This window comes from Micromonospora sp. NPDC003816, from assembly GCF_042874705.1.
In the GTDB taxonomy this organism is placed as follows: Bacteria; Actinomycetota; Actinomycetes; order Mycobacteriales; family Micromonosporaceae; genus Micromonospora.
Genome location: NZ_JBIANP010000001.1, coordinates 1,265,207 through 1,280,808, shown reverse-complemented (window position 1 = coordinate 1,280,808; position 15,602 = coordinate 1,265,207). Strand labels below are relative to the sequence as shown.

Annotated in this window: 13 protein-coding genes; 9 read left to right on the top strand and 4 right to left on the bottom strand. The window is 74.3% G+C overall.

Annotated features, from left to right (window positions below; translation table 11 throughout):
- Positions 1-10 precede the first annotated feature (10 nt).
- From ACFYTT_RS05500 to ACFYTT_RS05485, 4 genes are read right to left on the bottom strand one after another with little or no spacing between them, the layout of a single operon-like run.
- Positions 11-2,341, bottom strand: a complete 2,331-nt coding sequence (locus tag ACFYTT_RS05500; RefSeq protein WP_387257880.1) for a hypothetical protein — start codon at positions 2,339-2,341, stop codon at positions 11-13.
- 41 nt (positions 2,342-2,382) lie between these two features.
- Entirely contained in the window at positions 2,383-4,140 is a 1,758-nt protein-coding gene (locus tag ACFYTT_RS05495; RefSeq protein WP_387257879.1) for an ABC transporter permease subunit, read from the bottom strand.
- Positions 4,137-5,414: an ABC transporter substrate-binding protein gene (locus ACFYTT_RS05490; RefSeq protein WP_387257878.1), complete on the bottom strand. Its 1,278-nt coding sequence runs from the start codon at positions 5,412-5,414 to the stop codon at positions 4,137-4,139. Before ACFYTT_RS05490 ends, ACFYTT_RS05495 begins: the two co-directional genes overlap by 4 nt.
- Positions 5,411-6,034, bottom strand: coding sequence for an ATP-binding cassette domain-containing protein (locus tag ACFYTT_RS05485; protein WP_131057395.1), 624 nt, complete (start codon positions 6,032-6,034; stop codon positions 5,411-5,413). The genes ACFYTT_RS05490 and ACFYTT_RS05485 overlap by 4 nt, the downstream gene beginning before the upstream one ends.
- A gap of 108 nt (positions 6,035-6,142) precedes the next feature.
- On the opposite strand from ACFYTT_RS05485, the gene ACFYTT_RS05480 reads away from it, so the two are divergent.
- The 9 genes from ACFYTT_RS05480 to ACFYTT_RS05440 all read left to right on the top strand — a co-directional run bounded on the left by ACFYTT_RS05480 (position 6,143) and on the right by ACFYTT_RS05440 (position 15,205).
- Complete coding sequence (locus ACFYTT_RS05480; RefSeq protein WP_176094181.1) at positions 6,143-6,802, top strand: phosphotransferase; 660 nt, start codon at positions 6,143-6,145, stop codon at positions 6,800-6,802.
- Positions 6,803-6,899: 97 nt separating this feature from the next.
- A complete protein-coding gene (locus tag ACFYTT_RS05475) occupies positions 6,900-8,381 on the top strand; it encodes a flavin-containing monooxygenase (RefSeq protein WP_387257877.1) in 1,482 nt (493 codons plus the stop codon).
- Positions 8,374-9,219 (top strand): SDR family NAD(P)-dependent oxidoreductase, encoded by an 846-nt coding sequence (locus tag ACFYTT_RS05470; RefSeq protein ID WP_387257876.1) that lies wholly within the window; start codon positions 8,374-8,376, stop codon positions 9,217-9,219. Before ACFYTT_RS05475 ends, ACFYTT_RS05470 begins: the two co-directional genes overlap by 8 nt.
- Positions 9,220-9,283: 64 nt before the next feature.
- A complete protein-coding gene (locus ACFYTT_RS05465) occupies positions 9,284-9,955 on the top strand; it encodes a GntR family transcriptional regulator (protein ID WP_387257875.1) in 672 nt (223 codons plus the stop codon).
- Between the two features lie 28 nt (positions 9,956-9,983).
- Positions 9,984-11,396, top strand: coding sequence for a nitrate/nitrite transporter (locus tag ACFYTT_RS05460; RefSeq protein WP_387257874.1), 1,413 nt, complete (start codon positions 9,984-9,986; stop codon positions 11,394-11,396).
- The gene (locus tag ACFYTT_RS05455) at positions 11,393-12,478 is read left to right on the top strand and encodes an S-(hydroxymethyl)mycothiol dehydrogenase (RefSeq protein ID WP_131056503.1); all 1,086 of its coding nucleotides are present in this window, start codon (positions 11,393-11,395) and stop codon (positions 12,476-12,478) included. The genes ACFYTT_RS05460 and ACFYTT_RS05455 overlap by 4 nt, the downstream gene beginning before the upstream one ends.
- Positions 12,478-13,107 (top strand): MBL fold metallo-hydrolase, encoded by a 630-nt coding sequence (locus tag ACFYTT_RS05450; protein ID WP_387257873.1) that lies wholly within the window; start codon positions 12,478-12,480, stop codon positions 13,105-13,107. The genes ACFYTT_RS05455 and ACFYTT_RS05450 overlap by 1 nt, the downstream gene beginning before the upstream one ends.
- Before the next feature lie 84 nt (positions 13,108-13,191).
- Entirely contained in the window at positions 13,192-14,301 is a 1,110-nt protein-coding gene (locus tag ACFYTT_RS05445; RefSeq protein WP_387257872.1) for a DUF3626 domain-containing protein, read from the top strand.
- Between the two features lie 205 nt (positions 14,302-14,506).
- Positions 14,507-15,205 (top strand): hypothetical protein, encoded by a 699-nt coding sequence (locus ACFYTT_RS05440; RefSeq protein ID WP_131056163.1) that lies wholly within the window; start codon positions 14,507-14,509, stop codon positions 15,203-15,205.
- The last annotated feature ends 397 nt before the right edge of the window (positions 15,206-15,602 follow it).

Genomic DNA, 15,602 nt, shown 5'->3' with positions numbered 1-15,602 from the left:
AGGCGTCGGATCACCCCGACGTCGACTCGACGGACCGCATGTCGGCCAGGCGGTCGTCGGCCGCCCGCTGACCCTCCTCGTCGCCGACCGACTCGCAGACCGCCGAGGCGTCGATCCAGTGTCGGCGGGCGAGGTCGTGGCGCTCCCGGGCGGCTTCCGAGTCGCCCAGGTGCAACAGCGTCCTACCCAGCCCCGCGTCGGCCCGACCGCCCGCCCGCAGCCGCAGGCTCTCGGTCAGCCACGCCGACGCCTGGTCGGCCTGGCCCGGCGCCGTGCCGAGCAGCGCCGCCCCCGCGTTGAGCAGCGCCACCGCCCGGTTGGTCGGATCGACCACCGTTTCGTACTCGCGCAGCGCGGCCCGCCACGCCTGGGCCGCGTCGAGGTACTCACCCATCGCGACGTGCACCAGGACGAGATTGGTCAGCGCCGCCGCGTAGCCACGCGAGTCGCCCAGCGAACGGAACGTGTTCGCCGCCCGCACCAGCAGGTCGTGGGCGGCCTCCCGGTCGCCGCGCGCCAGCCGTGCCGCGCCCAGTCCCAGGTCGCTGAGGGCCTGCCCGGCGCGGTCGCCGCCGGCCCGGTGCCGACGGGACAACTCCAGGTGGGCCACCGCCTCGTCCAGCCGCCCCAGGTCGAGCAGGGCCAGCCCGAGGTTCATCCGGGCCTGGGCGGTGCCCCGGCGTCCCTGCGCGGTCACCGCCAGGCTCAGCTCGGCCATCGCGCCGTGCGGGTCGTGGCGGTGCCGCAGCACCACGCCCAACTGGTTGTGCGCCCACCCGGCGATCTCCGGCCGCTGCTGGGTGGTCGGGTTGGCCAGCACCGTCCGGCAGAGGTCCTCCCACGCGTCGCGCCGCTCGGCGTGGGCGAGCCACCCGCACGACGCCACCGCCAACCGGAACCACCAACCCCGTACCCGCCGGGGCAGCGCCTGCACCGCGCCGGCCGGCACCTTGACCACGGCCATCAGCAGGTCCTGGTGCAGGGTGAACCAGTCGTACGGGTCGTCGGTCGGTAGTCGCTGGTCGATCCCCGGCGGACCGGGCGCCGTCAGCCCGGTCACCTGCCGTTCGGCCCGGCGGGCCAGGTGCCGGGTCAGCCGCGCCTGGGCGTTCACCCGGCGGCGCACCGGCACGGTCGCCCGGAGGTGCATCCGCGCGTACGGGGCGAGAGGTTCTCTGATCTCGTACCGGTCGCCGGTCTCGGCTTTCACGAAGGCGCCGTCGGCCAGCTCGTCGATGAGCGCGGCGACGCGATCCGGGCGGCGTCGGGCCAGCGCGGCGATGCTCGGCCGGTCCAGCGGCACCGGGCTGAGCGCCAACAGCCGCCACAGTCTCCGCGCCTCGGCACCGAGGGCGTGGTAAGCGGTGTCCTGCGCGACGACCAGCTCGGCCATCGGCGAGAAGTCGACCCGCTGGTGCGGTGGTGTGTCGGCGGCCCGACGCAGTGCGTGCAGCACGTCGGCGTGTCGCCAGCCGTGTGTGGTCGTCTGCCGGCCCAGCGCGGTCACGGCACGGGGTTGGCGGCCACACAGCTCCACGATCGTCTCGACGTCGGGGTCCAGACGCGGGTTGTCGCGCGGCGGACGACGTCCCCCGGCGGCGGCGACGGCGAACATCTCCACCGCGTCCTTCGTGGTGGGCTCCGCCAGCCCGTAGGGCTGCACTCCGTTGAGCGCACCGAGCCGTCCGGTGCCGGCCAGGAGTAGTTGGCAGACCCGGGTGGTCGGTGGCAGCAGCGTGCGGACCTGGGCCGGGTCGTCCACGTTGTCCAGCACCAGCAGGACTCTGCGGCCGTCGACCTGGCCGCGCAGCGCGTCCGCGGCGTCGACGAGGTCGTCGGCGCGTCCCGAGTACGGCGGGGTGGTGCCGAGGATGCGGGCCAGCGCGGTGAGGACCTCCCGGGGCGAGAGCGCCCGACCGCCTCGGCGCAGGTCGAGGTAGTACTGCCCGTCGGGGAACCGGTCCTTGCACAGGTCGGCGGCCTTGATAGCGCACCAGGAGGTGCCGATGCCCCGTCGACCCACCACCGCCACGGCGTGCTCCGGGTCGAGAAGCTCCACCACCTCCTCCGCCTGTCCGGGGCGTCCGGTGAACCCGCCCGACCTGGGCAGGGTGGGGGCGTTGACGGTCGCCGAGGGGACGGCGTGGTCGTCGGCGGACACCGGAGTCCGTTGCCGGCGTCGCCACTCCACCAGGAAGGAGGCGGCCACGCCGAGCGCCGCCAGACCCAGGCTGGCCGAGCCGAGGGCGGTGACGGACCACTCGGAGAGCAGGTTGCCGGTGATGTTGCCGAGCAGCGCGCTGACCCCGGCGCTGAGGACACCCCCGAGCGCCAGCAACACGCTGAGCAGGCGAGGCCGGCGGGCGGGCCGGCTCGGGCCGGTCACCGTACGCCCCCGGCGACCAGCCCGGCGACGATCTGTCGGCGGCCCAGCACGAACACCAGCACCGGCAGGATCGAGGCGAGCACCGATCCGGCCGCGAGCGTGCCGCTGCCGGTCACGAAACCCCGGGTCTGCTCGGCCAGGAACCAACCGAGCGGGGTGGCGTCCGGGCCGCTGAACAGCAGACCCACCACCAGGTCGTTCCACACCTGGACGAACTCCAGCACGGCCACCGCCACCACGGCGGTGCGGTGGTGGCGGACCAGCCGTCGCAGGGTGTCCCACAGGTGCCGCTCACCGAGGCGGGCGGCCCGGACCTGGTCGGCGGGCAGGTCGGCGAAGGCGTTGCGCAGCACCAGCACGGCGAACGGGATCCCCAGCGCGATGTGCACCAGCGCCAGCCCGCGCGCGGTGCCGGAAGAGAGCGCCAGGCCGAGCACCTCGTTGATCGGCCCCGCGACGACCTGCACCGGGACCACCGCGGCCGCCAGCAGGGCCAGCCCGACGGCCTGGGCGGGCGGCCCGGTCAGCCAGGCCAACGGGTACGCGGCGAGCAGCGCCACGCAGAGCACGACGGCGGTGACGACCAGGGCCAGCAGCAGCGTGAAGCCCAGACTGCGCCACAGGCCCGTCCCGCCGAGCACCGCCCGGTACGAGTCGAGACCCGGTGGCCCGGACCACCAGGCGGCGGTGGCCGCCCGCACCGGACTCTGCGACGAGGTGGCCGCGAGCACCCCGAGCGGCAGCAGCCACGCCACGGCGGCCGCTGCGGCGAGCAGACGGACCAGTCGTCGCGGCGGCGGCGCGGAAGCGGGCACGGCCCGTGGCGGTGGCGGTGGCCACGCCTGCCGGATGAACATCGCCACCACGAGCATGCCGGCGGTCACCGCGACCAGCCAGATCACGCCCAGGGCCGCGCCCTGCCCGGTGGTCGTCGCCCCGGACGTCTGCCAGATCCGCAGCGCCAGCACCGACGCCTCGTCGCGTACCGAGCCGGGCGTCATCACCAGGATCAGGTCGAAGGTGCGGCTGGTGCCGACCGCGACCAGGGCGAAGACCACCGCCACCGTACGCAGCATCAACGGTCGCCACTGGGCGTCCCAGAACACGTCGCGACGGGAGCCGCCGAAGGCGCGTACCGCGTCGACCAGATCGGCGGGCACGGTGTCGAGTGCGGCCCGGAACACCAGCACGGCCAGCCCGACCCAGGCCCACACGAACGCCGACATCACCGCCACCGTCACCAGCCGTGGCCCGAGCAGGTGCGGCACCCGCTCGGGTGTGCCGGTCAACCAGGCCAGCAGCAGGGTCACCGGGCCCCGCTGCGGGTCCGGGTCGTAGAGCAGCCGGAACGTGACCCCGGTGACCACCAGCGGCAACGCGGTCGGCACCACCAGGATGAACCGGACCAGCCAGCCCTCCTGGGACCGGCGCGAGGCGGCGGCGAGCAGATACCCCAGGACGGTGACCACGGTCGGCACCAGCAGCGCCCAGAGCACGGTCCGGCCCACCGCGGCACCGGCGCCGGGCGAGGTCAGGGCGGCCCGGTAGTGCTCGGCGCCCACCCACCGCCCGTCGGTGGTGACGCTGGCCTGCACCGTCCGCAGCACCGGCCAGGCCAGCAACCCACCGAGCAGGAGCGCGGCCGGGGCGAGCAACGCCCAGGTGGCGCCGGTCGCCGGGTACGCGCGCCCGCGCCGGGGCGGCCCCACGTCGTCGAGCAGGGCGAGTTGCCCGAGCACGGGGTCGCGCCTCATCGTCCGCTCCCCGCCGCCCGGGCCGCCTCGGCGAGCTGCCCGGTGGCCCGCCGGACCGCCTCCCGGGCGGCTACCCCGTCGGTCACGTCCATGAAGAAGTCCTGCATGATGCGCCAGATCCCCACCCCGTCGGTGCCGGTGAAGGTGCCCGGCAGGCGGTCCGACAGGTCGTAGCGCAGCGCCTCGACGGCCCGGAACTCCGCCGCCAGCCGCCGACGCAGCGGGTCACGGTAGTTGTTCACCGGCACCACGAGGTTGGGGGAGAGGTAGCCGCCCGCCTCCAACCAGGGGCGGAACGCCGCCGCGTCGCTGAGCCAGCGCACCAGCTCCACCCCGGCGGCGGAGCCGGTGAAGGCGACCGCCGCGTCGCCGCCGACGACCAACGGCTGGTCGGCCACCCGTGAACCGGGAAACCGGAAGGTCACCAGCGGCTCGGTGCCGCGCCGGAAGCGGGCGGCCACGCCGTCGACGAAGTCGGCCTCGAACACCATGACGGCGGACCGGTGGTGCGCCACCTGGATCACCGACTCCTCGAACTGGGTGAGCAGGGCACGTTGACCGCCGCCGGGGAACGCGCCGTCGATGCTCCAGAGCTCGGCGAGCCGGTCGAGGGCGTCGCGTACCGGCGGGCCCTGCCAGTCGGCCTCGCCCCGGGCCAGCGCCTCGTACCCCCCGGGACGGGCGATGTCGGCGAGCACGTTCTCGAACCAGTCGGTGAGCACCCACCCGTCGGCGGCACCGACCGCCAACGGCGCCGGGCCCTCGCCCGCCCGGTGGCGTGCCCCGAGGCGGCGGGTCGTCTCGACCAGCGCGTCCCAGGTGCGGGGCGGCTCCGCGAGCATGGGCGGGAAGTGCCAGAACAGCGACTTGTGCGCCGCCTTGATCCACAGGCCGTACCGGTGCCCGTCGACGGTGAGCAGGTCGGCCATCCCGGCCGGCGCCAGGTAGCTGCTGGCCGGGGCGACCCGGTCGAGCCAGCCCCGACGGGCGTACTCGACGATCAGCCCCGGTCGCGGCAGGATCGCCACGTCCGGGCTGGTGCCGGCGAGCATCCGCGCGGTCAGGAAGGCGTCGATGTCGTTGCCCACGCCGATCACCCGGACGTCGGGGAAGCCGGCGACCACCTCCCGGAACCGGGTCAGCTCGGCGCCGCTCCACACCACCGCCACCTGCACCGGGCGGGGACCTCGCGCGCAGCCGGCGGCCCCGGCCACGGTCGTCGCCACGGCGGACCGCAGCAGGGTACGACGGCGCAGTCGCCCGGCCGCGGTCACGCCGTCGCCCCGTCGGCGGCCCGTACCGGAACCTGCGTGGGCACCTCGGCCAGCACCTCGGGGTGCCCCGAGCCGATCAGCACGGTGACACGGGGGGAATCCGGTGGGGACAGCCGGTCCAGCAGCGGGGTGAGGCGCACCCCGTCGACCGGGGTGGGCAGGTCGACCACCAGCACCTCGGGCAGGCACGCCATGGCCCGCGCGAGGGCGACCCGGAACCGCTGCGCCTCCGAGATCTGGTGCGGCCGGAGCCCCAGGGTCGGGGCGAGTTCGAGCCGGTCGACCAGGGTGGACGCCCAGTCGTCGGCGACGTCGTGGACCCGCTGGCGGCGGCGCTGGCCGTAGGAGATGTTGCGGCCGACGGTCAGGTGCGGCAGCAGGGCACCTCCGGCCGGCACGTACCCGATGCGCCGACGCGGTGGCGGCAGGTCGGTGACGTCCCGCTCGCCGACCAGGATCCGGCCGCTGACCGGCGCGACCAACCCGACCACCACCCGGACCACGGAGGTGCCCACGCCGGGTTCGGCGACCAGTGCCGCCGTCGCCCCGACGGGCACGTCGACGTCGAGCGGTGGGACGTCCGGCACGGCGACGAGCTGCTGCGTGCGTAACGTGACCATCACCTCCAGCGACCTACCCCGTCGTTCAGAGTGACACAGGTCGACCACGCACAGTGTCCCCCCGAAGTCCACCGTGGAACCGCGCGTCGACGGGCTACCGTCGCTGTCGTGACGGACCCGATCCCCCTGGCCTCCGGCCGGGAAGCCGACGTGTACGCGCTGGACGGCGAGCGGGTCCTACGCCGCTACCGGGCCGGCGGCGACGTGGCCGTCGAGGCCCGTTTCATGGCCCACCTGCACGCCGTCGGCTACCCGGTGCCCCGGGTGCACCACGCCGACGGCACGGATCTGGTGATGCGGCGGCTGTCCGGCCCGACCATGCTGCACGCGCTGCTCACCGGTGGAATCGACGTCGAGGCGGCCGCCGCGGTCCTGGCCGACCTGCACCGCCGCCTGCACGCCGTCGCACCGCTGCCCGACGCGGCAGACGGCGAGCGGATCCTGCACCTGGACCTGCACCCGGACAACGTCGTCCTCGAACCGCCCGGGCCGGTGCTGATCGACTGGCACAACGTGCGGCACGGCGCACCGGGGCTGGACGTGGCGATGACCGCCCTCATCCTCGCCCAGGTCGCCGTGGACCGGGACCAGCCGATGGCGGCCGAGGCGGGGGAGCTGATGCGCGCCTACCTGCGGGCGATCCGTGGTCACGCCGTACCCCTGGTCGACGCGGCCGTGGCGCGACGCCGCGCCGACCCCGCCCAGAGCGCCGACGAACGCGCCCTGCTGGTCCCGGCGGCGACACTGGTCACCGCCGCCGGGGAGTAGCGCACCGCGCGGCGGCCGGGCGCGCCGGGGTGGGGTAGGCCGCCCGGCGGGGCTGGGTAGGGTCCGGGGCACCAGCAGGGGAGCGGGAGGCGAGCCGATGTCCGACCAGGTCGACGTGCTCATCGTGGGTGCCGGGCTCTCCGGTATCGGCGCCGCCTGCCACCTGCGTCGCCGCTGCCCCGACAAGACGTACGCCGTGCTGGAGGCCCGCGACGACCTCGGCGGCACCTGGGACCTGTTCCGTTACCCCGGGGTGCGCTCGGACTCCGACATGTTCACCCTCGGCTACTCCTTCGCGCCGTGGACCGCGCCGACGGCGATCGCCGAGGGTGGCACGATCCTCGACTACCTGCGACGCACCGCCGACGTGTACGACGTGACCCGGCACATCCGTTTCCGGCACCGGGTCGTCCGTGCCGAGTGGGACAGCGAACGGGCCCGCTGGACGGTGCACGTGCACCGTGCCGACACCGCCGACACCGTGGTGCTCACCTGCGACTTCCTGTACGCCTGCACCGGCTACTACCGCTACGACGCCGGGCACACCCCGCACTTTCCCAGGCAGGAGCGGTTCACCGGGCGGATCGTGCACCCGCAGCACTGGCCGGCCGACCTCGACCACTCGGGTCGTACCGTGGTGGTGATCGGCAGCGGTGCCACCGCCGTGACGCTGGTCCCGGCACTGGCACGGCGCGCCGCCCACGTGACCATGCTGCAACGGTCCCCGACGTACGTGCTGGCGCTGCCCGCCCGGGACGCGGTCGCCGACACGCTGCGGCGGCGCCTGCCGGCTCGGCTGGCGTACCCGCTGATCCGGTCGAAGAACGTGCTGGCCACGGCCGCCACCTACCAGCTCAGCCGGCGGGCGCCCGGGCTGGTCCGGGCGTTGCTGCGGCGGGCCGTGACCCGGCGGCTGCCGGCCGGGTACGACGTCGACCGCCACTTCACGCCGAGCTACGACCCATGGGACCAGCGGCTCTGCGTGGTGCCCGACGGTGACCTGTTCGACGCCCTGTCGGCCGGGCGGGCCAGCGTGGTGACCGACACCGTCGAGACGTTCACCGCGCACGGTGTCCGGCTCACCGGCGGCGCGGAACTGCCGGCCGACGTGGTGGTCACCGCCACCGGGCTCGACCTGCTCGCGCTCGGCGGCATGACGTTGCGGGTGGACGGCGTCGACGTGGACCTGCCGGGGACGGTCGCCTACAAGGGCATGATGCTCTCCGGCGTGCCGAACTTCGCCATGACGCTGGGCTACACCAACGCCTCCTGGACGCTGAAGTCCGACCTGGTCGCCGAGTACGTGTGCCGGCTGCTGCGCCACCTGGACCGCACCGGGACCCGGGTGGTCACCCCGCTCGCCCCGCCGGACGGGCGTCGGGCGCCGCTGATCGACCTGACCTCCGGGTACGTCCGCCGTGGCCTGGCGCACCTGCCATCGCAGGGCCACCGCCCGCCCTGGCGTCTGCACCAGAACTATCCGCGTGACCTGCTGATGCTGCGCTACGGGCGGGTCACCGACGCCGGGGTCCGCTTCGACGCGGCGGGCGCGCCACGGGGGAGTGCCGTCGATGCGTAGGTTCGACTTCGCCGACGGCACCGCGGTGGTGACCGGCGCGGCCGGTGGCATCGGGGCGGCGCTGGCACACGGCCTGGCCCGGCGCGGCGCGGCGCTGGTCCTGCTGGATCGCGACGCCGCCGGGCTCGACGCGGTGGCCGACGCCGTCCGCGCCGCACACCCCGGCCGGGCGGTCGACACGTGCGTGGTCGACCTGGCCGACGCGGCGGCCACCGGGGCGGTCGCCGGGCAGGTCCGGGACCGGCATCCGGTCATCCGGCTGCTGGTCAACAACGCCGGGGTGGCGCTCGGCGGGCGTTTCGACGAGGTGACGTTCGACGAGTTCAGCTGGGTGATGGAGGTCAACTTCCGGGCTGTGGCGCAGCTGACCCACGCCCTGCTGCCGGCGCTGAAGGTCGCGCCCGGGGCGCACCTGGTCACCGTCTCCAGCCTCTTCGGTCTGATCGCCCCGCCCGGGCAGGTCGCCTACGCGGCCAGCAAGTTCGCCGTCCGTGGCTTCACCGAGGCGCTGCGACACGAGCTCGCCGCCGACGGCGTCGGCGTGACCTGCGTGCACCCCGGCGGCATCCGGACCCGCATCGCCCGCGACGCCCGCGTGGGCAGCGGCGTGGACGAGGCCGAGTACGAGGTGGGCCGGCAGCGGTTCGAGCGGCTGCTCACCATCGACCCGAGGACCGCTGCCGAGGCGGTGCTGCGCGGGGTGGCCCGCCGCCGGGGACGGGTCCTGATCGGCTGGTCGGCCCGGCTGCCGGACCTGATGGCCCGGGTCGCGCCGGTCGGTCACGGCCGCCTGCTGACCGCCGTCGGCAACCGGGGCCGGGTGCGCCGCCCGCACTAGTGCGGGCGTCCGCGCCGGTCACCCCGGTCGCATCGACGTCCGTTGTCGGACGGATGATAGATACATGACGCATCCCTCGGTGGCCGGTCGAGTCGCCGTGCCCTCCGCCGCCGAACGGGCCTACCACCACCTCAAACGCGCCATCCTGGAGCAGTTGCACCCCGGCGGCGCCCTGGTCAGCGAGGGCGAGATCGCCGAGGCGACCGGCGTCTCGCGGACCCCGGTCCGGGAGGCGCTGCTGCGCCTGGAGACCGAGGGACTGGTCCGCCTCTATCCCAAGCGGGGCGCACTGATCCTGCCGGTGTCCGCCCGCGAGATCGCCGACGTGGTGGAGGCCCGCCGACTCGTCGAGGTGCACGCCGCCGAGCGCATCTGGCCCCGCCGCGCCGAGATCCGTGACCGGTTGGCCGAGCGGCTCGCCGAGATGCGCGCCGCACACGCCGCCGGTGACCTGACCGCCCTGATGGCCGCCGACCGGGCGTTCCACGCCACCGTGGTCGACGCCGCCGGCAACGAGATCCTCGCCGAGCTGTACCAACGGCTACGGGACCGGCAGGTCCGGATGGGCGAGGCGAGCTTCCGGCTCTCGCCCCGCTGGGCCGAGGCGGCCCTGACCGAGCACGCCGCACAACTCGCCGCCCTCGACGGCGACGACCCGCAGGCGTGGCTCGCCGCCGTGGCCGCGCACATCGACACCTCCGCACGCGTGTTCCTGGGATCCCCGGTGAGCGTGTGACCACCGCCTCGCACCCCAGCACCCCCTCGTGAGCACCCCGGCCCCGCTCCCGGCACCGCCCGGCCGGGCCCTGCTCGTCTGGGGTGCGGCGCTCAGCGCGTACGTCGCGGCGATCTTCCATCGCACCTCCCTCGGCGTGACCGGCGTGGAGGCGGCGCAACGCTTCGACATCAGCGCCGCCACGCTGGCCACCCTCACCGTCGCGCAACTCGCCGTGTACGCGGTGATGCAGGTGCCGGTCGGGATGCTCCTCGACCGGTACGGCTCGCGCCGGCTCCTGATCACCGGCGGTCTTCTGATGGTCGCCGGTCAACTCGCCTTCGCCCTGGTCGCCGACGTACGCCTCGCGGTGGCCGCCCGCGTCCTGATCGGTCTCGGCGACGCGATGAGCTTCATCAGCGTGCTGCGCCTGGTCGCGTTCTGGTTCCCGGGCCGCCGCAACCCGCTGCTGATCCAGTTGACCGGCACACTCGGCCAACTCGGTGCGGTGCTGGCCGCCGTACCGCTGGTGACGCTGCTGCACCACACCGGCTGGACCACCGCCTTCCTGACCGCCGCCGGCGGTGGCGCGGCCGTGCTGCTGGTGGTGGTCGCCGCCGTCCGGGACACCCCGCATCGGCCCGCCGTGTCCACCCCCGCCCCGGTCGGTGGGCGGCTCGCCGCCGCCTGGGCGCACCCGGGCACCCGGCTCGGGCTCTGGACCCACTTCGTCACGCAGTTCTCCGGCACCGTCTTCGCGTTGCTCTGGGGCTTCCCGTTCCTGGTGCAGGGGCAGGGCCTCAGCCCGACCGCCGCCGCCTCCCTGCTCACCGTCCTGACGTTGGGGATGCTGCTGACCGCGCCGCTGGTCGCGCACCTGTGCGCCCGCCACCCGCACCACCGTTCGGTGCTGGTCTTCGCCGTCGTCGGCGTCACCGCCACCGTCTGGACGGTGCTGCTCGCCTGGCCGGGACGGGCGCCCGGCTGGCTGCTGGTCACGCTGGTGCTGGTGCTGGCCCTCAGCGGCCCCGGCTCGATGATCGGTCTCGACTACGCCCGGACCTTCAACCCGGTCAGCCGCCTCGGCAGCGCCGCCGGCATCGTCAACGTCGGCGGTTTCGTCGCCTCGATCACCCTGGTGCTCACCATCGGCGTGGTGCTGGACCTGGTCACCCCGGCGGGCCGGGCCGCCCCCGACCTGACCGCGTACCGCTGGGCCTTCTCGGTGCAGTACGTGCTCTGGGCCGTCGGCGTGGTGCAGGTGCTGCGCTGGCGCAACGCCGCCCGCCGCGACCAGGGCGGGCACCGACCGGCGGCAAGCCTCGCCGAAGCTGTGCCCAGCCGCCCGCCCGCAGGTAGGTTCGCCAGCGGGAGTGACCGCGCGCGTCGCCGCCCCACCGGCGACGTCGCGGCGCAACGGCGGCGGCGCTTCGCGTCGGTGCGGACGAGGAGGAAAGCGTGAGCCAGCAGGTCAAGGGAGTCATCTCGCGGAGCAAGGGCGCGCCCGTCGAGGTCACCGACATCGTCGTGCCCGACCCCGGGCCCGGCGAGGCGGTGGTACGCGTGCAGTCCTGCGGGGTCTGCCACACCGACCTGCACTACCGCGAGGGCGGCATCAACGACGACTACCCGTTCCTGCTCGGCCACGAGGCGGCGGGCATCGTCGAACAGGTCGGTGCCGGAGTCGACGCGGTCGCCCCCGGCGATTTCGTGATCCTCAACTGGCGGGCCGTCTGCGGCGTCTGCCGGGCCTGCCGGCGGGGTCGCCCCTGGTACTGCTTCGCCACCCACAACGCCGCACAGAAGATGACCCTGGTCGACGGCACCGAACTCGCCCCGGCCCTGGGCATCGGCGCGTTCGCCGAGAAGACGCTGGTGCACGCCGGCCAGTGCACCAAGGTGGACCCGGCGGCCCGCCCGGCCGCCGTCGGGCTGCTCGGCTGCGGTGTGATGGCCGGTCTCGGCGCGGCCATGAACACCGGCAACGTGACCCGGGGCGACTCGGTGGCCGTGATCGGCTGCGGGGGCGTCGGGGACGCGGCCGTCGCCGGTGCCGCCCTGGCCGGAGCGACCACGATCATCGCGGTGGACACCGACTCCCGCAAGCTCGACTGGGCCCGCCGCTTCGGCGCCACCCACACCGTCAACGCCTCCGAGACCGACCCGGTGGCCGAGATCCAGGCCGCTACCGGCGGCTTCGGCGCCGACGTGGTGATCGACGCCGTCGGTCGGCCGGAGACCTGGAAGCAGGCCTTCTACGCCCGTGACCTGGCCGGCACCGTCGTGCTGGTCGGCGTACCCACGCCCGACATGCGGGTCGAACTGCCGCTGCTGGACGTCTTCGGCCGGGGCGGGGCGCTCAAGTCCAGCTGGTACGGCGACTGCCTGCCCAGCCGCGACTTCCCGATGCTGACCGAGCTCTACCTCCAGGGCCGCCTCGACCTCGACGCCTTCGTCACCGAGGAGATCCCGCTCGACGGCGTCGAGGAGGCGTTCGCCCGGATGCACCGCGGCGACGTGCTCCGCTCGGTGGTGGTCTTCTGATGGCCGCCCGCATCGACCACACCGTCACCTCCGGCACCTTCTCCCTGGACGGGCAGACCTTCGACGTCGACAACAACGTCTGGGTGATCGGCGACGACACCGAATGCGTCGTCGTCGACGCCCCGCACGACGTGGAGGCGATCCTCGCCGTGGTCGCCGGCCGCCGGGTCACCGCGATCGTCGCCACCCACGCCCACGACGACCACGTCCGCGTGGCCCCGGAACTCTCCCGCGTCACCGGCGCGCCCGTGCTGCTGCACCCCGCCGACCGGGTGCTCTGGGACATGGTGCACCCCGACGAGCCGCCCGGCGGTGCGCTCGCCGACGGCGAGACGATCACGGTGGCCGGCACCCCGCTGACCGTGCTGCACACCCCCGGACACAGTCCCGGCGCCTGCTGCCTGTACGCCGCCGACCTCGACGTGGTGTTCACCGGCGACACCCTCTTCGCCGGCGGACCGGGCGCCACCGGCCGCTCGTACAGCGACTTCGGCACCATCGTCGACTCGATCCGGGACCGGCTGCTCACGCTGCCGCCGCAGACCGTCGTGCACACCGGTCACGGCGACAGCACCACCATCGGCGCGGAGGCTCCGCAGCTCCCCGAGTGGCTGGCCCGGGGCCACTGACCTGACGGCCGCAGGGGTGGCCTCGCTGCCCCTGCGGCCGGTTACGGGTTGGCGTCGACCCGTCGTCCTGGCCACACTCGGCGGATGCCGTCCGTCCCCCGCGCCGCGCTGACCGCCGCCCAGCGCGCGGCGGTGCGCCACGTCCGGCAGGTGGCGCTGGATGACCGCCCCGCCGCGCTGGCCCGGATCGGTCGGGCGCTGGCCTGCAGTGGCGTCCGGCACGATCCGGAACGACTGGTCGCCGCGTTCGGCCGAGGCGGGCGCGTGACGCTCAACTTCCATCCCGACCGGCTGCTCGCCGACGGGCGCACGGTGGCCGAGGCGCTCGCCACCGAGGGCGTCTACCGCAGCCAGTTCGAGACGGGCATCTCCAACGGCGGGCTCAGCGCGTACCCGGGCGGCGACCGGGACCGCTGGGAACGGCGACTCTTCGGCGGCGCGTACCAGCGACGGGGTGTGCCCCCGGGGGACCGCCCGAAGTACGGCGGCCTGAACCTGCTGGACCACCCGGACGGCGCGTGCCCGCGCTTCGGCTCCTGCCACCTGCGGCTGCGCCCCGAGGTGCTGACCCGCACCACCTTCTGTGTCGGCGACAGCCACCTCGGCCCACGGGACGTCGGCACCGTCGACGTGGTCGAACCGGTGCTGGCGGCGCTGCTCGCCACGACCGCAGACACCGGCAGCACGCTGGGGCGGCCGGGCACGGACGTGTCGACCCTCGTCGAGGAGCTGCTGCGCCGACGCGCGCACGTCGACACCGTGCCCCGCACCGCCGGCCGGGCGCTGGACGACTACGTCGAGGCGCAGGTCCACGGGCCGGTCACGCTGGCCCGGGACGTGTGCGAACTGGTGGTCGACCCCTCGTTCCGTGGCACCGCCACCGGCGTCACCCTCGCGGTCGCCGCCGAGCGGTACGGTTTCCCGCTGCGCTGGCACGCTGGGTTCGCGCTGCCGGTGGACCAGGTCGACGCCGAGTTCCGTGGGCCGGTGATCCCGCCGTTGGCCGCCCGCGTGCACGCCGAGTTCGCCGGGTCGGGGGAGCCGGTGCACGCCGCGCTGATCGGACGGGCCGCCGCCTCGGTGGTCACCGACCCCGGCCGCTGGGCCGATCGCGGGTCCACGGCCGAGACGCTGCAACACCTCAAGCAGCTCTGGCACGTCCTGGTCCGCTTCGGCACCCCGTACGACGTCTGAGTCCTCCGTCCGCTCCGGCACCTGAGGTCCTGGCGCGATAGGTGACCTGGGCCACGGTGTGGGGCAAGTCGGGCATGCCTGGAATGACCGACACGTCGGGCGGGTTGTGTTCCCCATAGCGCCGGCACCCACACCCCGACCGGCGGCAGTTTCCCCCGAGAGCGGCTCACCCCGAGCGGCTCGTACGATCGAAAGGGCAACCATCGTGAAGCTGGACTTCACTCGATGGCTCCCGGCCATCGCGACGAAACCGAACCGGAAGACCACCCTCAGCGTGGTGGGCGTGACCGCCCTCACCGGGCTGGCCCTCGGCCCCACCGCCGTGGCCGCGCCGATCACCACCGGCCCGCACCAGGGCGCCGTGGCCGCCATCGACAAGGCCACCGGTCGCCACTCCACCGGCGCCACGGTCGAGTCCGGCCTGACCACCGGCGGCACCACCGACAAGCCCCGCCCCGGCAAGCCGAGCCGCGACGACCTGATCCCGCACGGTGTGCAGGGCGCCCAGTCACGGGTACCCCTCGACAACGCGCAGCGTCAGAACGCCAAGACCATCATCGAGGTCGCCAAGGACACCGGCGTCGGCGAGCGGGGCGCGGTGATCGGCATCGCCACCGCACTGCAGGAGTCGAAGCTCTACAACCTCGGCCACCTGGGCGCGTACAACGACCACGACTCCCAGGGCCTGTTTCAGCAGCGCCCGTCGACCGGCTGGGGCAGCGTGGACCAGATCACCGACCCCGAGTACTCCTCGACGGTGTTCTTCGAGGCCCTCAAGAACGTCGGCGGCTGGCAGGACCTGCCGTTGACCACGGCCGCACAGACGGTGCAGGTCTCGGCGTACCCGTTCCACTACGCCCAGTGGGAGGAGCAGTCGGCGGACATCGTCACCCAGCTCTGGTGACCCGCTTCGCCACCACGGCCGGCCCCGATCCGGGGCCGGCCGTTCCCGTCCCCCCACCCGGTGTCGCCCTCCGCGCGGCCTGGTCGGCGAGCGGTGCCCCTCCGCCGCACCGCGCAGATCGCAGATCGCGCAGATCGCGTTGATCGCGTTGATCGCGCAGATCGCGTTGATCAAGAGGTTTGCGTCGCGCTTCCTGTCGTGCTTGCACCAAAACTTCTTGATCAACGGGGTTGGCGCGCAAGGCGGGCGGCGGCGGAGATGGGCTGGCGCGCTGTTTGCGCTGAATGTCCGTTTGTCGGATGCGGGTGGGTGGGGGTTGGGTGGAATCCGGGGTGGGGTCGGGGCGTTGTAGTCGGGTGGCTGACCGCGTAGGAACTCACCCCGCGCAGGCTGGTGG